The organism is Pseudomonas batumici (assembly GCF_036585405.1).
Classification (GTDB): Bacteria; Pseudomonadota; Gammaproteobacteria; order Pseudomonadales; family Pseudomonadaceae; genus Aquipseudomonas; species Aquipseudomonas batumici.
This window is the reverse complement of record NZ_CP144470.1, coordinates 2,986,497-3,006,647: the sequence shown is the minus strand read 5'-3', so window position 1 is coordinate 3,006,647 and position 20,151 is coordinate 2,986,497. Positions and strand designations below refer to the sequence as shown.

19 protein-coding genes and 1 pseudogene are annotated in these 20,151 nt (G+C 62.4%); 6 read left to right on the top strand and 14 right to left on the bottom strand.

The features are described 5' to 3' along the window. Positions 1-34: 34 nt before the first annotated feature. The 7 genes from NUH87_RS13625 to NUH87_RS13595 all read right to left on the bottom strand — a co-directional run bounded on the left by NUH87_RS13625 (position 35) and on the right by NUH87_RS13595 (position 8,557). Positions 35-1,342: a DUF3426 domain-containing protein gene (locus NUH87_RS13625; RefSeq protein ID WP_338526358.1), complete on the bottom strand. Its 1,308-nt coding sequence runs from the start codon at positions 1,340-1,342 to the stop codon at positions 35-37. A 30-nt stretch (positions 1,343-1,372) separates the two neighbouring features. Beyond that, the gene (gene prmA, locus NUH87_RS13620) at positions 1,373-2,251 is read right to left on the bottom strand and encodes a 50S ribosomal protein L11 methyltransferase (RefSeq protein WP_338526357.1); all 879 of its coding nucleotides are present in this window, start codon (positions 2,249-2,251) and stop codon (positions 1,373-1,375) included. A 139-nt stretch (positions 2,252-2,390) separates the two neighbouring features. Continuing rightward, positions 2,391-3,749, bottom strand: coding sequence for an acetyl-CoA carboxylase biotin carboxylase subunit (gene accC / locus NUH87_RS13615; protein WP_338526356.1), 1,359 nt, complete (start codon positions 3,747-3,749; stop codon positions 2,391-2,393). Between the two features lie 17 nt (positions 3,750-3,766). Continuing rightward, the gene (gene accB / locus NUH87_RS13610; RefSeq protein ID WP_338526355.1) at positions 3,767-4,231 is read right to left on the bottom strand and encodes an acetyl-CoA carboxylase biotin carboxyl carrier protein; all 465 of its coding nucleotides are present in this window, start codon (positions 4,229-4,231) and stop codon (positions 3,767-3,769) included. Positions 4,232-4,255: 24 nt separating this feature from the next. Continuing rightward, positions 4,256-4,711 carry a type II 3-dehydroquinate dehydratase gene (aroQ, locus tag NUH87_RS13605; RefSeq protein ID WP_040063984.1) on the bottom strand — a complete coding sequence of 152 codons (456 nt, stop codon included), beginning with the start codon at positions 4,709-4,711 and terminating at the stop codon, positions 4,256-4,258. 167 nt (positions 4,712-4,878) lie between these two features. After that, positions 4,879-5,427 (bottom strand): methyl-accepting chemotaxis protein, encoded by a 549-nt coding sequence (locus tag NUH87_RS31270; RefSeq protein WP_422393940.1) that lies wholly within the window; start codon positions 5,425-5,427, stop codon positions 4,879-4,881. 1,468 nt (positions 5,428-6,895) lie between these two features. Further along, entirely contained in the window at positions 6,896-8,557 is a 1,662-nt protein-coding gene (locus tag NUH87_RS13595) for a PleD family two-component system response regulator (protein WP_338526352.1), read from the bottom strand. Positions 8,558-8,866: 309 nt separating this feature from the next. Here NUH87_RS13595 and NUH87_RS13590 point away from each other — a divergent pair, with 309 nt between their 5' ends. From NUH87_RS13590 to NUH87_RS13565, 6 genes and pseudogenes are all read left to right on the top strand, one after another. Further along, positions 8,867-9,934, top strand: coding sequence for a DUF2333 family protein (locus NUH87_RS13590; protein WP_338526351.1), 1,068 nt, complete (start codon positions 8,867-8,869; stop codon positions 9,932-9,934). 3 nt (positions 9,935-9,937) lie between these two features. Next, the gene (locus NUH87_RS13585) at positions 9,938-10,465 is read left to right on the top strand and encodes an NUDIX hydrolase (RefSeq protein WP_338526350.1); all 528 of its coding nucleotides are present in this window, start codon (positions 9,938-9,940) and stop codon (positions 10,463-10,465) included. Between the two features lie 205 nt (positions 10,466-10,670). Then, positions 10,671-11,042 (top strand): translation initiation factor Sui1, encoded by a 372-nt coding sequence (locus tag NUH87_RS13580; RefSeq protein ID WP_040063990.1) that lies wholly within the window; start codon positions 10,671-10,673, stop codon positions 11,040-11,042. Positions 11,043-11,408: 366 nt separating this feature from the next. Then, positions 11,409-13,321 (top strand): annotated as a pseudogene (gene speA, locus NUH87_RS13575) (arginine decarboxylase). Between the two features lie 245 nt (positions 13,322-13,566). Continuing rightward, entirely contained in the window at positions 13,567-14,922 is a 1,356-nt protein-coding gene (locus NUH87_RS13570; RefSeq protein WP_338526348.1) for a contractile injection system protein, VgrG/Pvc8 family, read from the top strand. Next, the gene (locus NUH87_RS13565; RefSeq protein WP_338526347.1) at positions 14,919-15,713 is read left to right on the top strand and encodes a DUF4123 domain-containing protein; all 795 of its coding nucleotides are present in this window, start codon (positions 14,919-14,921) and stop codon (positions 15,711-15,713) included. Before NUH87_RS13570 ends, NUH87_RS13565 begins: the two co-directional genes overlap by 4 nt. Before the next feature lie 20 nt (positions 15,714-15,733). On the opposite strand, the gene NUH87_RS13560 is transcribed toward NUH87_RS13565, so the two are convergent. The 7 genes from NUH87_RS13560 to NUH87_RS13530 form a co-directional block, all read right to left on the bottom strand. Beyond that, complete coding sequence (locus tag NUH87_RS13560; RefSeq protein ID WP_338526346.1) at positions 15,734-15,961, bottom strand: hypothetical protein; 228 nt, start codon at positions 15,959-15,961, stop codon at positions 15,734-15,736. Between the two features lie 173 nt (positions 15,962-16,134). Continuing rightward, positions 16,135-16,548 (bottom strand): hypothetical protein, encoded by a 414-nt coding sequence (locus NUH87_RS13555; protein ID WP_338526344.1) that lies wholly within the window; start codon positions 16,546-16,548, stop codon positions 16,135-16,137. Further along, positions 16,545-16,940, bottom strand: a complete 396-nt coding sequence (locus NUH87_RS13550) for a hypothetical protein (protein WP_338526343.1) — start codon at positions 16,938-16,940, stop codon at positions 16,545-16,547. Before NUH87_RS13550 ends, NUH87_RS13555 begins: the two co-directional genes overlap by 4 nt. Positions 16,941-16,989: 49 nt before the next feature. Further along, positions 16,990-17,388 (bottom strand): hypothetical protein, encoded by a 399-nt coding sequence (locus tag NUH87_RS13545; protein ID WP_338526341.1) that lies wholly within the window; start codon positions 17,386-17,388, stop codon positions 16,990-16,992. Positions 17,389-17,898: 510 nt separating this feature from the next. Then, positions 17,899-19,299, bottom strand: a complete 1,401-nt coding sequence (locus NUH87_RS13540; RefSeq protein ID WP_338526340.1) for an MATE family efflux transporter — start codon at positions 19,297-19,299, stop codon at positions 17,899-17,901. Positions 19,300-19,311: 12 nt separating this feature from the next. Further along, a complete protein-coding gene (locus tag NUH87_RS13535; protein WP_040063997.1) occupies positions 19,312-19,605 on the bottom strand; it encodes a hypothetical protein in 294 nt (97 codons plus the stop codon). Between the two features lie 89 nt (positions 19,606-19,694). Continuing rightward, a complete protein-coding gene (locus tag NUH87_RS13530; RefSeq protein ID WP_084614797.1) occupies positions 19,695-20,111 on the bottom strand; it encodes a response regulator in 417 nt (138 codons plus the stop codon). Positions 20,112-20,151: the final 40 nt, after the last annotated feature.

Below are 20,151 nucleotides of genomic sequence, written 5' to 3'. Positions count from 1 at the left end.
AAAACTGTCATCCAACCGGGCGCCGGGGGCCGGGTTACTCGGGCGAGTGGAAGCTGAGACTGTAGTTCACGGCCTTGGAGCCCGGGTCGAGGATGTCCAGGGCAATATGGATCGGCGTCTGGGGTGGCATTTCGCCCTGGCCGGCCAGGTCGCCGCTCAGGTATTCGGCGGGCTTGAAGCGCCGGCTGGCGATCAGATGGCCGTTGAGGTCGGCGAAGCGCAGTTCCAGCAGCGGGAAGGGCTGGGAGAACGGCGCGCGGTTGTAGATGATCGCATCCACCACCAGGGCGCCGGCGAAGTCCGGGTGACTGCGGACCACCAGGTTGCTGCTCTTGATTCGGGCAATATCGACTTTCGAGGGGACCTTGCAGCCGATTTCCGGGCACAGCTGCTGGAACCAGGGGCGGTACTGGTCCTGGCGAGCCAGCTCGTCGAAGTGATAGGCGACGTATTGTCCGGCCAGGGCGACGGCGGCCAGCAGCACCAGCAGCAGCCAGAGCAGGCGGCGCCCCCAGGGCGAGCGGCGGCGTTGCCAGTCGAGCTGGATCGGGTCGTCGACCAGGTCCAGCAGCACGTCGTCGTGCAGGCCGGGCTCGTTGCGCTCGCGCTCGCGCTTGGGTTTCTTGCGCTCGCCTTCGGGGGCGACATCCTCATCGTGCTCGGCGGCCGGGGCCGCATGGAACGCTTCGTCTTCCAGTTCGTCGTGTTCGATCTGCAAGCGGGGGGCGGGCGGCTCGTCGTCCAGGTCCGCGAGGTCGAAGGACATCGAAGGCTCGGTCCGCGTGGGCTTGGGCGCTTCGCTCTTTCTTTCCGGCGTCTTGCTCGGGGCCGCTGGGTTATCGTCGGCAAGGAGCGCTTCGTCGTGGCTGCTTGGCGATTCGCTGAACAGGCTGTCGGGCCATTGCTCTTCTTCCGTGTCCGGGTCGTCGCGGCGGGCGCTGAGTGATTCGCCCTTGCCGGCGGGTTCCTGGCCGAACGCCTTGATCGGCTGGATTTCCCGTTGTTCCAGGCGTGCCAGCTCTTCGTCCAGGTCCAGGTTGTCCAGGTCCAGTTCCTCGGCCGTCCATTGCTTCTGGCTGATGGCCCGTGGCGGTTCCGGCGGCTCTGGGGGCGGCGGTGGCGGTGGAGCGGGTTTCGGCGTGGGCGCCACTGCCGGCGCGGCAACAGCGGCGGCGCTTGCCGCTTCCCTGGCGGCGCGTTGTTCGAGCAGTTGTCGCGCAGCGTTGAACACCTGCAGGCAGGAGCCGCAACGAACCACCCCACGGGCCACGCTCAACTGAGCGTGGCTGACGCGGAAACTGGTCTGGCAATGCGGGCACTGGGTGACGAAGCTGTCGGTCATGCGGCGATCCGGTTCATGCAGGCGCCCATTCTAGCGCCGACGGCCACTGATGCGCACCCAGCCATCACGATCGGCAATCGGGTCCAGGTCGAAATCCCGGGCATAAGCGGCGGCGACTTCCGCGCCTTGTTCGGCGAGAATCCCCGAGAGCGCCAGGCGCCCACCGGGTTTGACCAGGGTGGACAGCTGCGGGGCCAGGGACACCAGGGGGCCGGCGAGGATGTTGGCCACCAGCACGTCGGCCTGGACCTGGGGCAGGTCTTGCGGCAGGTACAGGGGGAACAGTTCTTCGGCGATATGGTTGCGTCCGGCGTTGTCGCGGGAGGCTTCCAGGGCCTGGACGTCGATGTCGGTGCCGACCGCTTCCCTGGCGCCCAGCAGCAGGGCGGCAATCGCCAGGATCCCCGAGCCGCAGCCGAAGTCCAGCACGCTGCAGTCCTTGAGGTCCTGGCCGTCGAGCCACTCCAGGCACAGCGCGGTGGTCGGGTGGGTGCCGGTGCCGAAGGCCAGGCCCGGGTCGAGCAGCAGGTTGACCGCGTCCGGTTCCGGTGCGGCGTGCCAGCTCGGGACGATCCACAGGCGGCGGCCGAAGCGCATCGGCTCGAAATTGTCCATCCAGCTGCGTTCCCAGTCCTGGTCCTCGATCACTTCGCTGTGGTGCTCGGGCAGGGGGGCTCCGGTCAGCAGTTCCAGGTGCGCGAGCACGCTGGTCGCGTCGGTGCCGCCTTCGAACAGGGCCAGCAGGTGGGTGTGGGACCACAGCGGGGTGGTGTTGAGTTCCGGTTCGAAGATCGGTTGATCTTCGGCATCCATGAAGGTGACCGAAACGGCGCCGACTTCGAGGAAGGCGTCTTCGTAGGTTTCGGCTTGTTCCGGGCTGATGGCCAGGCGTACTTGCAGCCAAGGCATGGCGGGCACCTTTGCAAAAATGGAGTGCGCAACCGCTGGGGGCTGCGAGAAACGCGCAAGTCTACTTGAGCGGCGCCCCGGGCGGTATTCAAAAACGACAAGGCCGCAATCAAGCGGCCTTGTCGAGCGGGTCACGCACTCACTGGTGGGCGAGCTTGTGTTCCAGATAGTGGATGTTCACGCCACCCTTGCAGAAGCCTTCGTCGCGAACCAGGTCGCGGTGCAGCGGGATGTTGGTCTTGATCCCGTCGACCACGATTTCGTCCAGGGCGTTGCGCATGCGCGCCATGGCTTCGTCACGGTCCTTGCCGTAGGTGATCAGCTTGCCGATCAACGAGTCATAGTTCGGCGGTACCGCATAACCACTGTACAGGTGCGAGTCGACGCGAACGCCGTTGCCGCCCGGTGCGTGGAAATGCTTGACGGTGCCTGGGCTCGGAATGAACTTCTTCGGGTCCTCGGCGTTGATCCGGCACTCCAGGGCATGACCGCGGATGACCACGTCGTCCTGGGTGTACGACAACGGGTTGCCGGCGGCGATGCTGAGCATCTCCTTGAGGATGTCGATGCCGGTGACCATTTCCGATACCGGGTGTTCCACCTGCACGCGAGTGTTCATCTCGATGAAGTAGAAGCGGCCGTCCTCGTAGAGGAACTCGAAGGTGCCGGCGCCACGGTAGTTGATGTCGATGCACGCCTTGACGCAGCGGGCGAAGACTTCCTGGCGGGCCTTTTCGTCGATGCCCGGGGCCGGTGCTTCTTCCAGGACCTTCTGGTGGCGGCGCTGCAGCGAGCAGTCGCGGTCACCCAGGTGAATGGCGTGGCCCTGGCCGTCGGACAGCACCTGGACTTCCACGTGACGCGGGTTGGTGAGGAATTTTTCCAGGTACACCATCGGGTTGCCGAACGCCGCGCCGGCTTCGGTGCGGGTCAGCTTGGCCGAGGCGATCAGGTCTTCTTCCTTGTGCACCACGCGCATGCCGCGACCACCACCGCCGCCGGCGGCCTTGATGATCACCGGGTAGCCGACTTCACGGCCGATGCGCAGGGCTTCTTCCTCGTCTTCCGGCAGCGGGCCGTCGGAACCGGGAACGGTCGGTACGCCGGCCTTGATCATGGCGTCCTTGGCCGAAACCTTGTCGCCCATCAGGCGAATGGTGTCGGCTTGCGGGCCGATGAAGGCGAAACCGGATTTCTCGACCTGTTCGGCGAAGTCGGCGTTTTCCGCGAGGAAGCCGTAGCCCGGGTGGATCGCCGTGGCGCCGGTCACTTCCGCCGCCGCGATGATGGCCGGGATGTGCAGGTAGGACTGGGCGGCAGACGCCGGGCCGATGCACACGGACTCATCCGCCAGGCCCAGGTGCATCAGCTCCTTGTCGGCCTTGGAGTAGACAGCGACGGTCTTGATGCCCTGTTCCTTGCACGCGCGCAGGATCCGTAGCGCAATCTCACCGCGGTTGGCGATCAGGACTTTTTCCAACTTCGCAGGTTTCGACATCGTTGGCTCTCCGCGCTTCAAACGATGGTGAACAGCGGTTGGTCGTACTCAACCGGCTGGCCGTCTTCGACGAGGATGGATTCGATCACACCGCTGTTTTCGGCTTCGATGTGGTTCATCATCTTCATGGCTTCGACGATGCACAGGATGTCGCCTTTCTTCACGCTCTGGCCGACTTCGACGAAAGAGGCGGAGGTTGGCGAGGCCTTGCGATAGAAGGTGCCGACCATCGGCGAACGGGCTACTGCGCCGTTCAGTGCCGGGGCGGCCGCAGCGGCTGGAGCTGCTGCCGCTGCCGCAGGCGCGGCAACCGGAGCGGCGGCGACAGGCGCGGCCATCGGTGCCGGTGCGTAGTACTGCTGCGCCGGGGTCTTGCTGTGGCGGCTGATGCGTACGGACTCTTCGCCTTCCTTGATCTCAAGCTCGTCGATACCGGACTCTTCCAGCAACTCGATCAGTTTCTTAACTTTACGGATATCCATTAATCGTCAACTCCCAAGGGTCGGTCAGGGGTGTTTAGCCTGTGATTCAAGCTGTTCCAGGGCGGCCTCCAGGGCCAGTCGATAACCGCTGGCGCCAAGGCCGCAGATCACTCCCACAGCGACATCTGAAAAGTAGGAGTGATGGCGGAAAGGTTCGCGTTTGTGCACGTTCGACAAATGCACTTCGATGAATGGGATGCTCACCGCCAGCAGCGCGTCACGTAATGCGACACTTGTATGCGTAAAAGCCGCCGGATTGATCAGAATGAAGTCCACGCCTTCGCCGCGGGCGGCGTGGATCCGCTCGATCAGTTCGTACTCGGCGTTGCTTTGCAGGTACAGAAGATGGTGCCCGGCCTCGCGGGCCCGGCGCTCCAGGTCCTGGTTGATCTCGGGCAGCGTCACTGCGCCATAGACACCCGGCTCGCGGGTGCCGAGCAGGTTCAGGTTGGGGCCGTGCAGAACCAGAAGCGTCGCCATCTGCTGTTCCTTGTTATCTGTGGGCAGGTGTCAAAACCCGGCGACTATGCCCCAAAGACTTTGTGACTGTCCAGTTCTCTGCAATAGCCAGCACGATAACCGATATTCGCGCGAAATTTGTGACCGCGGTGTTGGATCCGGTCATTCGCTCCCGAGTGGCGGGTATGTCAGACGCGAAACGCCTGCACGGCGGTACGCAACTGTCCGCCCAGCACCAGCAGGTGTTCGCCCTGGTTGCGGCCTTCGCCGATGCGTAGCAGGTTGTCGCCGCCCAACTGGTGAATACGCTCGCTGTGATCGCGAATTTCGCTGACCGCGCCGCTTTGCTGGGCGGTGACATCGGCGATGCGCACCGCGGTGTCGGCAATGGTCTGGATCGCCCCGACAATCTTGTCCAGGGCCCCATCCGCGGCCTGCGCCTGGCTGGCCGTGGCCTCGGCATGCTCGACCTGGGCGCGCATGCCTTCCACCGACTGCCGCGCCGCGCTCTGCAGGCCGGCGATCAGCGTCTGGATCTCGCCGGTGGCCCCGGCCGTGCGTTGCGCCAGGCTGCGTACCTCTTCGGCCACCACGGCGAAACCACGGCCCATTTCCCCGGCGCGGGCGGCTTCGATGGCGGCGTTGAGGGCCAACAGGTTGGTCTGGTCGGCAATCGAGCGAATCACCGTCAGCACGCCGCCGATGGTGGCCGATTCCTCGGCCAGTTGCTCGATCATCTGGGCGTTACCCTGGACTTCACCCACCAGCGCATGCAGGCCGGTCAGGCTCAGGCCGATGACCTTCTGGCCGTGTTCCACCGCACTGCCGGCGCTGCGGCTGGCATCGGCGGCCTGGCTGGCATCGCCGGCCACTTGCTGGATGGTCGCTTCCAGCTCGCCGAGGGCGTCGCGAATCTGCGCGGTGTCGCCGGCCTGGCGCTCGGCGCCGGTATGCAGGCCGCCGCTCAGGTCCGCCAGGGCGCGGCTGCTGCCGGCGACTTCCTCGGCGTTCTGGCGGATGGTGCCCACCAGGTCCACCAGATACGCCCGCAGGCGGTTCAGCGAGGCTTCGATGTCATGCAGTTCGCGGTTGGTCTTGCCCAGCTGGATATCCCGGCTGAAGTCGCCTTCGGCCCAGGTCGACAGCGCCGGCGCGAGGTTGCTCAGGACCCGGGCCAGCTTGCGCTGCAGGGTGTCGATCAGCAGGGCGATCAGCAGGATCAAGCCGATCATCACACCCTGCATCAGCCTGACCTCGCCCTGGATCTTGCCATGCTGGGCACGGACCACCGGCTCCAGCGCGGCAATCCCTTGCTGCACGGCGTTGATCTTGAGATGGGTCGCGCTCGCCAGGTCCGCGCGCTTCTGGATCTGCTCGCGGGTACGGGCCAGTTCCGCCGGGTAGCGGGTCAGCAGGCTGTGCAGTTCGCGCTTGAGGTCGACGCCGGTGTCCTGGGCTGCGGCCTTTTCGCTATTGCCCAGGCCCATCATGGCGCTGAAATCATCGGTGTTGGATTCGCTGCTGGCGGTCACGCCGAGCAAGGGCAGGGCTTCGAGTTGTTCGGCCTGGCCGCGGATACTCGCCAGCTCGCGCTCGACGTCGGCGGCCAGTTCGCTGCGCCCGCTGCTGACCAGTTTGTCCCGCGCCAGGCTCAGCTTGGCCAGGTGCGACGAGGCCGCCAGCAAGGGCGGCAGGTAGGCGGCCGCTTCCGGCGTCTTGGCCCCGGTGGCGTATTGGCTCAGTTGGTCCAGGTTGCCGCCCAGCTCGCGTTCGGCCTGGAGCAGCAGGGCCTGGGGATCGCCGGCCAGCTTGCCGGCGGCCAGCAGGTCGGTCTTGCTGAAGTCGTTGAGGGCGGCGAGGCTGGGGCGCAGGGTGGCGGTCATGTCCGCCGGCAGGGCCCCCAGTTCCTTTTCCAGTTGTTCGATGGCCTGGCTCGCACTGCTCAGGCGCAAGGCGTCACCGCTGCCCAGGTAGTCTTCGATATTGCGCGCGGCCTGGTTCTGGAACTGTTGCGAAAGGCTGAGGTAACGCTCCATCAGCTGGTAGGGGCGCTCCAGCGCCTGCTGCGACCACCAGAGCGTGGCGCCGAGCGCCAGGCAGACGGCGACGAGCAGCAGGGTGTTGAGATTGGTCAGCAGCTTCAGGCGCATTCAGGATTCTATCCACGACAAAGAGTGGTAAGTGCCTGAAGTTATTGCTGTTTTGTTACAGGGTCATGACGGAGTCGGTGGAATCCGATGAAAAGCTGGCACTTTGCCTTGCCGCTTGCACCCGGTTGCGCCCGGCATGTTTGGCGCGGTAGAGCGCTTCGTCGGCCTGGGTGGCCATCATCAGGCTGTCGGAATCGGCCTGCAGTTCGACCACGCCGGCGCTGAAGGTGCACCACAGGTCCTGCGGTTGTGCCGGGTAGTGGATTTCCGCGAAGCGCTGGCGAATTTCATCCAGCACCTTGTAGGCCGACTCGATGTCGGTGTCGGGCATGACGATGGCGAATTCTTCGCCGCCATAACGGCCGATGAAGTCGGTCTTGCGCAGGCGTTGCTTGAGAAACAGCGCCAGGCTCTTGATCACCCGGTCGCCCATGGGGTGGCCGTGGCTGTCGTTGACCCGCTTGAAGTGGTCGATGTCGAGCATCGCGAAGCTCAGCGGCTTGCATTCGCGGCGGGCGCGGAAGCTGCAATCTTCGAGCAGTTGCAGGATATGGGTGTGGTTGTACAGGCCGGTGAGGCTGTCGCGGACCATCCGCGCCTTGAGGTTGCGCGCCCGGGCGGCCCGGTTGCGCACTGTGGTGATCAGGTGGCGTGGCTTGATCGGCTTGGTCAGGAAGTCGTCGCCACCCTCGCTCATGGCGTCGAGCTGTTTGTCCAGGTCGTCCTCGGCCGACAGGTAGATGATCGGCACGCTGACATAACGGTCGTTGTGGCGGATCACCTTGGCCAGCTCGGTGCCGGTGCAGGCCGGCATGTACATGTCGAGGATGATCAGGTCGGGCTGGAAATCCGCCAGCTCGGCCATGGCCTGGATCGGATCGATCAGGGTCCGGGTGACGATCCCGGCGCTGTTGAGCAGGCGTTCGGTGTGCAGCGCCTGGGCCCGCGAGTCGTCGATGATCAGTACCTTGTACGGATCGTATTGGGCGACGCAGGTGAGGATCTCGATCTTCTCCAGCAGGCTGGAGGCTTCCAGGGTGCCGGTGAGGAACTCCTGGCCGCCGGCGCGCACGGCGGCGAGGCGGGTCGGGGTGTCGGTTTCGTGGAGACTGAAGAACAGCAGCGGCAGCTTGTGTTCCAGACCGAGCTGCGCTTCGGCGGCCAGGTGCAGGCCCATGCCGGCGCCGCTGAAGTCGACATCCATGACAATGGCCGAAGGCAGGCGCTCGGCCATTGACGAACGGAACGCCGCGACACTGTCCAGCGATTGGGCGCTGAGCCCGAAGAACTCCAGTTGCTTGGCCAGGCGCTCGGCGCGGTCGTGGTCTTGCAGCATCACATAGACGGGTTTGCGCAGCGGCGGCAGGAAGGTCTGTTCGAGCTGGTCGCCGTGGCGCAGGCCGGTGCGCGACAGGCGCTGCATCAGGCGGTTGAGTTCGGTGATCAGGCCGCTGCTCAGGCGCCCGCGGTTGGCCCCTACCGCTTCCAGGGAGTGGCCGATGTGGCGGGCCAGCTGGGTGTGCTCGGGTTGTTCGAAGCGTTCGGCGAAGCGCAGCAGGCGCAGGTTGGCCTCGCTCAGCTCGGACATGTCGGCGCTCGACCATTCGCTGCGCTGCAGGCGTTGCCAGATCTCGAGGATCTGCCGGGCCTGGTGAATGACCCGCTGGGCAAAGTGCTGCTTGAGGCGCTCGCGGCTGGGGTCTTCTGGCTCGGTCATATCCTGACTACTAGTAAGGGGAGGAACGGCTGGGGTCGACTGATGGCTCTATGCTAGCAGCTCTTTGGGTCAATGGCGGTGTCGTACGTCAATTAACCTCATTCATTTGGTGACCCGCCGGTCAATGGCGAGTGTTATCCCACAACAAGAGCGGATAGATCGTATCGAGGAGGCGTCCTGTCGGGGCTTGATTTATAGTGCTCGCACGGATGGCAACGCTGCCGTGTCCCTGGCCTGCTGTAAAGACAGGAAAGGCACGATGGAGCAGGGTTGTGGTCGAACCGATGAATTCAGGAAAAGGATAGAGCCATGCTGGACTGGAAAAAACGCGAAGACAGCGCGCCGGAGCGTGCCGCCGCCCCCAAGTCGGCGACCCACGGTTACTTTCGCGGGATGCTGTTCAGTCGTGCGCTGGCGACGCTGCTGGGCCTGTACCTGCTGGTCACGATCCTGATCGGCTGGTACTGGAGCCAGGAGCCGGCGTTGTTTCCGGTGCAGCAGAATGCGCAACTGGCCGCGGAGAAGGACGGTCGCAAGATGGTGGTGGGCTACACCACGGTCGAAACCCTCAAGACCGTGGCCGGCACCTTGCTGAACAAGCCCGGTGGCTACCTGTCCAACGACCGCTTTCCGCCGGGCGTCTGGCTGGACGATATTCCCCACTGGGAATACGGCGTGCTGGTTCAGGTCCGCGACCTGACCCGCGCCCTGCGCAAGGACTTCGCCCGCTCCCAGTCGCAATCGGCTGAAGATGCCGACCTGGCCAAGGCCGAGCCGCGCTTCAACTTCGACAACAAGAGCTGGATGCTGCCGTCCAGCGAGTCGGAGTACCAGGAAGGGATCAACTCCCTGAGCCGCTACCAGGCCCGTTTGTCCGACCCGAACCAGAGCACCGCGCAGTTCTATGCCCGTGCCGACAACCTGAACAACTGGCTCGGCGATGTGGCAACCCGCCTGGGCTCGCTGTCCCAGCGCCTGTCGGCCAGCGTCGGGCGGGTCAAGCTCAACACCGCGCTGAAAACCGAAAGCGTGATCCCGGGGCAGGTGCCGCAGGTCGACGAGGAAATCGTCGAAACCCCGTGGTTGCAGATCGACGACGTGTTCTATGAGGCGCGCGGCCAGGCCTGGGCGCTGTCCCACCTGCTGCGGGCCATCGAAGTCGACTTCGCCGATGTATTGGCGAAGAAGAACGCCACGGTCAGCGTGCGGCAGATCATTCGTGAACTGGAGGCGTCGCAGCAACGGGTGTGGAGCCCGATGATCCTCAATGGCAGTGGCTTCGGCGTCCTGGCGAATCACTCGCTGGTGATGGCCAACTACATTTCCCGCGCCAACGCCGCAGTGATCGATTTGCGTCAACTGCTGAACCAGGGCTGAGCCATGGACAATGCTTCGAAGGAGGCCCGGCACCGCGCCGCCTCCGACGCCGAACAGATCGCCTGGGTCGACGCCGATGACCATCTGCTCGGCGCCCTGGCCCGGTCCGAGTTGCGCGAGCGCGGCCTGATCGGGCGCGGCACCTTTATCCTGCTGTTCAACTCCGCCGGTGAGCTGTGCGTGCACCGGCGCACCTTGAGCAAGGCCATCTACCCCGGTTACTGGGACGTGGCCGCCGGCGGCATGGTCCAGGCGGACGAAAGTTACGCCGAGTCCGCCGCCCGCGAGCTGGAAGAGGAGCTGGGCGTCAGTGGCGTGCCGCTGACCGAGCACGAGCACTTTTTCTTCGACCAGCCGGACAACCGTCTCTGGTGCGCGGTGTTCAGCGCGGTCTGGGACGGGCCGCTGCGGTTGCAGCCGGAAGAGGTCCTCGAAGCGCGTTTTATCCCGGTTGACCAGGCGCTGCGCGAAACCCTTGAAAAGCCCTATTGCCCGGACTCCCTGGCGGCGTTGAAACGTTATCTGCAATAACGCGGCGGCGACGTCGCAAAAGCTTCATCAATTGGCGCCGATTGGCTATTGGGCCGAGGGCTTTTTGCCGTTACACTGCGCGCCTTTCAAAAGCTGTGGCGGCATTGCCCGCTGCAGTTGCGCTGCCCCTGCCTGAGTGGGGCTTCGCGGTCGCAGGCCCCTCCCGGGGTGCGACCAGTCTTTAGTCCTCCCAAGAGGATTACCGGTGGCCAAAAAAGCCGCATCCTTCGCCGCCCTCGGTGGCCTGGTGTTCTCCACCGACGCAGGTCGACATTGCCCGGACTGTAGCCAGCCGGTGGCCGCCTGCATCTGCAAACAAACCGTTCTCCCGGCCGGCGACGGCATTGCCCGCGTGCGTCGCGAAAGCAAGGGTCGTGGCGGCAAGACGGTGACCACCATCACCGGCGTGCCACTGGCCGAAGAGGCCCTCAAGGAGCTGGCGACGACGTTGAAGAAACGTTGTGGGACCGGTGGTGCCTTGAAGGACGGCGTCATCGAGATCCAGGGCGATCACGTCGAGTTGCTGCTGGCCGAACTGGTTAAACACGGTTTCAAGGCGAAGAAGTCCGGCGGCTAGCAGCCTCTGTGAAAACCACTGTGAAGTGACCTGCCGGGCTGAACGAGGCCGGGCTGTCGTCCCCAGGGTTTTCACAGAGCCTGTTTCCGAACAGCTTCTAGGGGTCAGTACGAGAACTCGCCGAGCGGCGATCAGGCAAGGCAAAAACAGGCGAGGAAGCGGAGTTGACTGTTGTCAATGAGCATTCCGAGCCTGTTTTTAACGCAGCATGATCGTCGCGCAGGCAGTTATCGTACAGAGCCTAAACTCGGCGCTGGATTCAGGGTCATAACGCCCTGTATGCAGGCGAATCGTCATTTTCATTCTTTAGACTGCGCGCAGCCTGGACCCAGGCGGCGCTATTTGACTTCTTTATAGGGGACTTCGATGTCCGTACGACGCACACGCAAAGACGATGGCAGCCAATGGACAGTTGCGGACAGCCGCAGTGTTTATGGGATTCGCCATTGGGGGCCGGGTATTTCGCGATCAATGACGCCGGTCGCGTCGAGGTTCGTCCGAACGGTCCGAACAGTTCGCCCATCGACCTCTTCGAGCAGGTCGACGAACTGCGCAAGAGCGGTTTGTCCTTGCCGTTGCTGGTGCGCTTCCCGGATATCCTGCAGGACCGCGTTCGCCAACTGACCGGGGCGTTTGACGCCAACATCGAACGTCTGGAGTACCAGAGCAAGTACACCGCCCTGTACCCGATCAAGGTCAACCAGCAGGAAGCGGTGATCGAGAACATCATCGCCACCCAGAACGTCTCCATCGGCCTGGAAGCCGGTTCCAAGCCGGAGCTGCTGGCGGTGCTGGCCCTGGCGCCGAAGGGCGGCACCATCGTCTGCAACGGCTACAAGGACCGCGAGTTCATTCGCCTGGCGCTGATGGGCCAGAAGCTCGGCCACACGGTGTTCATCGTGATCGAGAAAGAGTCCGAGGTCGAACTGGTGATCGAGGAGGCCGCCAGCCTCAAGGTCAAGCCACGGATCGGCCTGCGGGTGCGCCTGTCGTCCCTGGCCTCGAGCAAGTGGGCCGACACCGGTGGCGAAAAGTCCAAGTTCGGCCTCTCGGCGGCGCAGTTGCTGTCGGTGGTCGAGCGTTTCCGCGACGCCGGCCTGGACCAGGGCATTCGCCTGCTGCACTTCCACATGGGCTCGCAGATCGCCAACCTGGCGGACTACCAGTACGGTTTCAAGGAAGCGATCCGCTACTACGGCGAACTGCGCAACCTCGGCCTGCCGGTGGACCACATCGACGTCGGCGGCGGCCTGGGGGTGGACTACGACGGTACCCACTCGCGCAATGCCAGCTCGATCAACTACGACATGGATGACTACGCCGGTGTCGTGGTTGGCATGCTCAAGGAATTCTGCGATGCGCAGAACCTGCCGCATCCGAACATCTTCTCCGAAAGCGGCCGTTCGCTGACCGCCCACCACGCCATGCTGGTGGTGCAGGTGACCGACGTCGAGAAACACAACGACGACGTGCCGCACATCGAGAACCCGGAGAACCTGCCGGAAACCGTGCAGTGGCTGGTGGAGCTGCTGGGGCCGACCGATATCGAGATGGTCACCGAAACCTACTGGCGCGCCACGCACTACATGAGCGACGTGGCCACCCAGTACGCCGACGGCAAGCTGACCCTGGCCGAGAAAGCCCTGGCCGAGCAATGCTATTTCGCCGTGTGCCGGCGCCTGCACAACTCGTTGAAGGCCCGCCAGCGTTCGCACCGCCAGGTGCTCGACGAGCTCAACGACAAGCTGGCCGACAAGTACATCTGCAACTTCTCGGTGTTCCAGAGCCTGCCGGATACCTGGGCCATCGGCCAGGTCCTGCCGATCCTGCCGCTGCACCGTCTCGACGAAGAGCCGCTGCGCCGCGCCGTGCTGCAGGACCTGACCTGTGACTCCGACGGCAAGATCAAGCAATACGTCGACGAGCAGAGCATCGAGACCAGCCTGCCGGTACACGCCCTGAACGACGGTGAGGACTACCTGCTGGGGATCTTCCTGGTGGGCGCCTACCAGGAAATTCTCGGTGACATGCACAACCTGTTCGGCGATACCGACTCGGTGAACATCTACCAGAACGCGGATGGCAGCGTTTACCACGCCGGTATCGAAACCCACGACACCATCGAAGACATGCTGCGTTATGTGCACCTGTCGCCGGAGGAACTGATGACGCACTACCGCGACAAAGTCGCCAGCGCGAACATCAGTGTCAAGGAGCGTACCCAGTACCTGGATGCCCTGCGCCTGGGGCTGACCCGCTCTTCGTACCTGTCTTCATGAGGCTGCGCCAATAGTTCCTAGGAAATGGCCTTGTTTGAATTTGGTTGTTTCCTGCGAGCTTGTAGGCAATGTCTGTTTGTTAAAAACCCACCCTCCGCGGTGGGTTTTTTATGCCTTGGAGTCAAGATGATGGCTTCCCGTATTCCGTGTTTTGCGTAGGTTTTTTCTCTAACTCTACTTCGGCCCTCTACTCGGCCTTGTCTCTCGGCGAGAATCCCGGTTGGGCCCACGTATGAGGAAAGCCAATGTTCGATCCAGTCAACGAGCCGTTTTTTCGGCTGGATGTCGCGGGCTTGTCCCATTCCCTGATTGTCACCGCATTTACCGGCACGGAGGCGATCGACGAACTCTTTGCCTTTGAGCTGGATGTCCTGGACGAAGAGGGCGAACTGGACCTGGCCGGGTTGATGTACCGCAGTTGCTACCTGGCGCTGGGGGCTGAAAACACCGGTTTTCACGGCCAGATACAGGGCGTCAACCTGACACTCCAGGGCTTGGCGCGGGGCCATTGCCGGCTGTCCCTGGGACCTCGCCTGGGTTGCCTGGCACAGCGCTTCGGCCGGCGACTTTTCCAGCAGTGCTCGGTCCCGGACATTATTGCCCGGGTGCTTGAGGAGCATGGCCTGGGCGACGACGCCGTGCGCTTCTCGCTCAGGGGCCACTATGCCCGGCGGGACTATTGCGTGCAGTACGAGGAATCGGACCTGGCGTTCGTGCAGCGGCTCTGTGCGGAAGAGGGCATCCATTTCCATTTCCAGCACAGCAGGGAGGTCCACCTGCTGGTCTTTGCCGATCATCAGGGGGCGTTCCGGCGGACTCATCGGGCGTGCTTCGCTGACGAGATCGGCCCTGGCGTGCTGGACCTGTGCGTCACGCTGGCGGACAGCGCCCGTCGGCGCTCCGGTCGCGGGCGCCCGCTGGCGCGGGGGGAAAGCGATCTGTACAGCTTGGCCTGCGGGGCCTATCTGCCGGTTTCGGGCCACCCTTGCGCGGCATGGAACCGCCTGTGGCTGGTCACCCGGCTTCGGCATCGTGGCGACGGCCTGCCCGGCGAGCCTGCGGCCCCCGGGCCACGGCTGCGCTACAGTAATGCCTTTGCAGCGACTTCCTGGGAGGTGGCGTTTCGTGGCCGAAGGCGCCGGCCCGGTTCGCTGTTGCCGGGCCTGTTCCGGGCGCAGGTGATCGGCACCGACGAGCAAGGGACCTGTCTCGATGCACAGGGGCGGGTGGCGGTGCGGATCGAAGCCTTTGCCCTGGGGATGGGCTCGCCGGAGGTGCCTTGCTGGCTGCCGCTGGCCCCGTCGTTGCAGCGTGAGTGCGAGGAAAGCGGCTCGGCACTGGCGGTCGGCACGCCGGTATGGGTGCGCTTCGAGGGCGGTGATCCGCAGTCCCCGCGGATTGTCATGGGGGGCGATGCGCGGTGGCCGACGCGGCGGCCTGGTGCCGTGCAGCGTCCGCGTCGGGAGCCGATTCTCGAGTCACTGCACGCCGGTTATCCCCTGGTGCTGCTGTGTGGCCGGCCCATGGGGGGCAGTGATCATCACTGTGTCGTGCCGGATTGTGCCTGTCGGGGCGCGCCTTCGCGAAAGGGCGCGCCATGAGCCGGGCGGATGAATCCAGCCAGTGGCTGTTGCTGGATGTGCCCGGTGCTCCGGGAGTGGTCGAGGCCCTGCAGGAGCGTTACGCGCACTACCTGGCCTACAACCTGTTCGATGGCACGCCGTTTCGTGGATTGGGTGAGGTCGCTCCGCGGCTGTTGCAACTGGCCGAGGATTGTCCGTTGAGCCGTCTCTGCCAGGCCAACCCCGGTCTCTGGCCTGGGCTGTTCCTGCGCAGCCGGGCGCCGCTGTCGGCGTTGCTGGCCCATCTGCGGCAGATACTGCTGGTGCGCTTCGATGAGCAGGAACAAGGTTTGCTCAGCTATTACAACCCGCAGACCGCCAGCTATTTCTTCGATTCGGCGGATCCTGGCGAACTGAGCGGCTGGCTCGGCCCCATCAGTTGTCTGTACTGGCATGGCGGGACCTGGGCTGACAAGGCGATTGGCAGTGTCGGTTGGCAGCAACTGATCAATCCCGGGCTCGAGGTCCCGGTCCTCGGCGCGCTGCCAGCCCTGAGCTGCCGCCAGCAGCGCCGGTTGCAGACCTGCCTGCTGGAACGCCATGCCTACCAGTGGAGCCGTTGCAGCGGTCATGAATACGACAGGACCTGGTGCCATGTGCAGGAGGGTATCGCCCAGGGGTTTCGGGAGTACGGCGTTCTCGATGGCTGGCTGCATTTACGTGCGGAGTATCCCGTTGCGCCTATTCCGACGAGTCTGTTGGGGGACTCTCCTGTCGAGCGTCTGGAAAACCTGCGGCGTACCTGGAGTGCAGGTGCAGGCCAGGGTTGATCGCCAGCCCGCCGTCCGGGTCATTTCTTAGGTTTGTACTTGAAAATTCGATACCAGATGCAAGCCAATATGAGGATTGCTATTGGTGGCCCTAGTGAAATCATGACCTCCTGCAGCGGACTGATCTGTATCCCCGGATAGAAGTCCTGATGGTGCCGAACTGCTGTGAACCATATTATCGACAAAATCAGCAAAGCTTTTCGAGCCTTGGCGGTAGCTTGCAAAATATTGGTTTTATCTTCTTCCATGCTGCTATCCCTGGTGTTTGATCAACGAGGTTAGTGACATGCCTTCGATATGAGGTGTGCAAAAATGATTGCACACCCTTGTCCATCAGCCGCGGGACCGGAAAAAGGAAACAGATTTATTCTCGAAACATATTTTTCCAAGAAATAAATCTGCTCCCTTTCGGTCCGTCTACTCAAAAAGCGTAGCCAATCCCAATCTTTAAAGTTGTATCATCGGTCCGGCTCTCTGGCATCCATCTCAGACTTCCGTTCGAAGCTCTGTGCGTAGCACTGCTGCCATATTTAAAGGACGTGTAATCGACGCCCACATTTCCATGAAAATTTTTCGTGAATGCATAATCTGTAGATAAGCCGGCTTTATACAGATTGGAATCTCCGAGCGAACCAGAAAAGCCAGTAGGTCCATTCCCATCATAGTCTGCCGCGAACGTGCGCCCAACCAAGGCATTGGCGGTAAACACCAAACGGGAAAAGGGCGAGTATTGGACAAGCGTGCCGGCGCCATACCAGCTGTGGGTGAAGGTTGAGTCGGAGCTAGCTTTGATCTGCTGTTCATGACGGCCAAGTTCGCCGTAAGGGGTGATCATGAACGCCCCGTCAAGCGCAAAACCTTTCCCCAGCGCAGACTGTAGTCAGAAATGGTTGAGCCAACTTTTCCAACCGAAGAGCCAAAATTTCCCGTATATCCGACACGTCCGTCGCTTTTACTGTATTGAAATTGAAGATAGTCGTTATCAAACAATACATCATTCATCATGGAAAGAGATAATGCAAAGCCGGGGACATGACCGCTTTCTGTGTAGTATTTTCCGGCGCGAGTGCCTCCTCTCCCATCGGCGGTTTCCTTATAGTTGACTTTCGTGGAGATGGCCTGGATTTCAAACTGATTATTCGATGCTTTTATATCGTCTGTTCCGGCGAATGCCGTCGAGCACAAAGCTGCGGTGGCCACAAAAACTGCCATCTCATTGATTTTCAATCTATTCCCCTAAAATTAAAAATTACAATAGTCAACGGGTTGAAAGCGGCTATGAAGGCCGCGACGGGGCAGAATCTTTCATATGCTCTGTTGCTAGCTTGTAATGCTGACAGATTACAGGCTGTTCAGATTCGGCCAGGCTGATTTTGAAGGTGCGCCGTTGTACTTCGTCGCACAGCAAGACATTATCGTTCGCACACTTAGTCACCACCAGGAAGCGGTAATCACGAAGTTCGGAGACAGCGGGGAGCGGTGTCTGTGCAAGGCGGTTGATCTGGCTCGCGGTGGAGCGGACCTTGAGCCCGGACAGGTTCCTGAGTCGCTCGGCGCTGACCGCGACACCCGAGAGTTGGGCGATGACGACGAGTGCGGCAATGCCACTGTCTTCACTTCCTGTGGGTTGTGGCGTTTCGGGCGAAACGCTGCTCCTTGCGTTACGGTCAGACATGTCAACTCAATGGCATTTACGAAAGATGAAAGTACATCGTGCTTATCACTGGCACGACGAACCAACCTTGAGCAGACGAATACATGCAAAAGGTGTTGTAGCTAAAATTTGGAATTACCAAAAACTTGAACTTAATATCCACTTACAGCAGATATCAAAGAGCCATCAAAGGCTAGCACCTATTACTCTCCAGAAAAAGCATGGTTTTCGCCCAGCAACGCTCATTGATGGGCAGGCGCGGGCAACCCTTTCAGTTGAGATAATTTGTATCGGGAAATAAACATTAAGGTACAAGCTTACATCGCGGGTGGGCTCTATTGATTCAGAAAGCCACGAATCTCAATGGCTACGGCCATTTTCCCAACTGAACCGCCAGGTAACGTCTATCTTACAATTGACTCGTGCTCTTCTATCCCGCACACCCGCAAAGCCGCCTCTAAAGCTAGGAATAAGTCCCATTCCCTTCAATACTGAATTGATAACTTCAACCCCGTTCAGCATTGGTTCAGCTTAATCGACAACATTGCCATTGCCCGTTCCTGACGGTGTTTGTTGCGACGATGCTGACTCAAAGCCGCTAAACCAGCCGTCATTGCGCTGCAGCTTCAAGGCGCAGAGACCCAGGGTCAGGCTGCGCAACGCCATGAACAGCAGGAAACTTATCCACAGGCCGTGGTTGCCAAAGGCGCTCAGCAGCCAGGCGCAGGGCAGGCTGAGCAGTACGCTGAGCAACATGCTGTCGCGCATTTCCCGGGCGCGGGTGGCACCGATGAACAAGCCGTCGAGCAGGTAGCTCCAGACCGCGATCAGCGGCAACAGCGCCAGGTAGGGCAGGTAGCCGAAGGCGGTGTCGCGGACACTGGGGATGTCGGTCTGCAGGCTGACGAACAGATGGCCGCCGAACAGGAATGCCAACCCGAAGCCCAGGCTCGTCAGCAGCGACCAACCTGCCGCGACCACCAGGGAACGGCGCAGGGTGTCGCGATCGCGGGCGCCGATGGCGTGGCCGCAGAGCGCTTCCACGGCATGGGCCAGTCCGTCCAGGGCGTGGGCGGTGAGCAACAGGCCGTTGAGCAGCAGGGCGTTGGCCGCGACAGTAGCGTCGCCCAGGCGGGCGCCCTGGACGGTGATCAGGAAGAACACCGATTGCAGTGCCATGCTGCGAATGAAGATATCGCGGTTCACCGTCAGCAGCGGGCGCCAGCTCTGCCAACGCTGCAGCGCCGCCCAGGCGATCTGCCCGGGGTAGGCGCGCAGGGCCTTGCCGGTCAGGCTCAGGCCGAGCAGGGCGCCGGTCCATTCGGCGATCACCGAGGCCCGAGCCGAACCGACCACGCCCCAGTCCAGCCCGAGGACGAACCACAGGTTCAGGGCGATATTCACCAGGTTGGTGCCCAGCAGGATGGCCAGCGGTGCGCGGGCGTTCTGGGTCCCGAGGAACCAGCCGACCAGGGCATAACTGGCAAGCGCTGCCGGCAGGCCGAAGAGTCGGGTGTGGAAGAAGGCCAGGGTCAGTTCGTGCAACTCGCTCGAGGGTTGCATGAGCACCAGCGCCAGTTCGCCGAACGGCACGGCGATCGCCCCCAGGAACAGCGCCAGCACCAGGCTCAGCAACAACCCTTGGGCCAACACCTGGCGCAACGCCGCGCCGTCCCCGCGTCCGGCGGCCTGTGCGGCGAAACCGGTGGAGCCCATGCGCAGGAAGCCCATGGCCCAGGCGAGAAAGATATACAGGCTGGCCCCCACTGCCACGGCGCCCAACTGATGGGCATGGGGCAGATGGCCGATCACGCTGCTGTCGACCAACGTCACCAGCGGAACGGAGATATTCGACAGGATCATGGGCGCGGCAAGCGCCCAGACACGGCGGTGGGTCGGGCGGTCTCGCCAGTCAGCGATCAAGGACGGCATGCGGGCGACTCGTCAATGAATGATCCAGCTCAACAACCAGAGCCCGAGCAACAGCCAGAGGATGCCGAGGAAGACGGAAGCCCGCATGAAGGCGCGGATGGCCGAGTAGATCAGCATCAGGCCGAAGACCAGGATCAGCAGGCTGAAGATCGAGGGGCTTATGCCCAGGGCGCGGGCGAACCCGTCGATAAAGTTTTCGCCGGCATGGGTCAGCATATGGAAGAAGCCGTTGAGGCCATCGATGATAAAGCGGATCACCGAGCCCAGTGCCTGGCCCAACCATTCGAAAAAGCTTTCTACCTGCATAGATACCCCTGATGAATAAGTCCATTGACGCGCCGCACTGGCAGGGAGCAGGTTTTACAGGCGCGCCCGAGGGTTGTCCAGACACTGCATCAGGAGGGATTGAGCAGATGCAGCCTGGGCTGCGGAAACAGGTTGTTGAGGGTTTCCAGCAGGTGCACGTGGTAGATGGGTTTACGGAACAGCTCCAGGACCTGGAGCCGCAGCATGTCATTGACATCGTCCATGTCGGCGTGGCCGGACGTCACGATCACCGGCAGGTGTTGGCGCGAGGTGTGTTCACGCAGGCGCTTGATCAGCGACATGCCGCTTTCTTCCGGCATGCGCAGGTCGGTGATCACCAGGGCGATGTCCGGGTGATGCGTCAGGTGCGAAAGGGCCCGCTCGACGGAGGTGGCGGTGAAGCAGCAAAAGCCTTCGCTCTCCAGCAGCTCGGCAAGTTCCAGCAGCACGTCCTCTTCGTCATCCATGAGAAGGAGCTGTTGGCGTGGGGGGGAAGAGACGTCCATGAGCAATTCCTGTTGCTGAGTTCGCTTCTGAGTGTAGCGC

Coding starts and splice junctions, on each gene's coding strand:
- NUH87_RS13625 (WP_338526358.1), bottom strand. CDS start 1,342: ATGACCGACAGCTTCGTCACCCAGTGCCCGCATTGCCAGACCAGTTTC.
- prmA (WP_338526357.1), bottom strand. CDS start 2,251: ATGCCTTGGCTGCAAGTACGCCTGGCCATCAGCCCGGAACAAGCCGAA.
- accC (WP_338526356.1), bottom strand. CDS start 3,749: ATGTCGAAACCTGCGAAGTTGGAAAAAGTCCTGATCGCCAACCGCGGT.
- accB (WP_338526355.1), bottom strand. CDS start 4,231: ATGGATATCCGTAAAGTTAAGAAACTGATCGAGTTGCTGGAAGAGTCC.
- aroQ (WP_040063984.1), bottom strand. CDS start 4,711: ATGGCGACGCTTCTGGTTCTGCACGGCCCCAACCTGAACCTGCTCGGC.
- NUH87_RS31270 (WP_422393940.1), bottom strand. CDS start 5,427: ATGATCGAGCAACTGGCCGAGGAATCGGCCACCATCGGCGGCGTGCTG.
- NUH87_RS13595 (WP_338526352.1), bottom strand. CDS start 8,557: ATGACCGAGCCAGAAGACCCCAGCCGCGAGCGCCTCAAGCAGCACTTT.
- NUH87_RS13590 (WP_338526351.1), top strand. CDS start 8,867: ATGCTGGACTGGAAAAAACGCGAAGACAGCGCGCCGGAGCGTGCCGCC.
- NUH87_RS13585 (WP_338526350.1), top strand. CDS start 9,938: ATGGACAATGCTTCGAAGGAGGCCCGGCACCGCGCCGCCTCCGACGCC.
- NUH87_RS13570 (WP_338526348.1), top strand. CDS start 13,567: ATGTTCGATCCAGTCAACGAGCCGTTTTTTCGGCTGGATGTCGCGGGC.
- NUH87_RS13565 (WP_338526347.1), top strand. CDS start 14,919: ATGAGCCGGGCGGATGAATCCAGCCAGTGGCTGTTGCTGGATGTGCCC.
- NUH87_RS13560 (WP_338526346.1), bottom strand. CDS start 15,961: ATGGAAGAAGATAAAACCAATATTTTGCAAGCTACCGCCAAGGCTCGA.
- NUH87_RS13555 (WP_338526344.1), bottom strand. CDS start 16,548: ATGATCACCCCTTACGGCGAACTTGGCCGTCATGAACAGCAGATCAAA.
- NUH87_RS13545 (WP_338526341.1), bottom strand. CDS start 17,388: ATGTCTGACCGTAACGCAAGGAGCAGCGTTTCGCCCGAAACGCCACAA.
- NUH87_RS13540 (WP_338526340.1), bottom strand. CDS start 19,299: ATGCCGTCCTTGATCGCTGACTGGCGAGACCGCCCGACCCACCGCCGT.
- NUH87_RS13535 (WP_040063997.1), bottom strand. CDS start 19,605: ATGCAGGTAGAAAGCTTTTTCGAATGGTTGGGCCAGGCACTGGGCTCG.
- NUH87_RS13530 (WP_084614797.1), bottom strand. CDS start 20,111: ATGGACGTCTCTTCCCCCCCACGCCAACAGCTCCTTCTCATGGATGAC.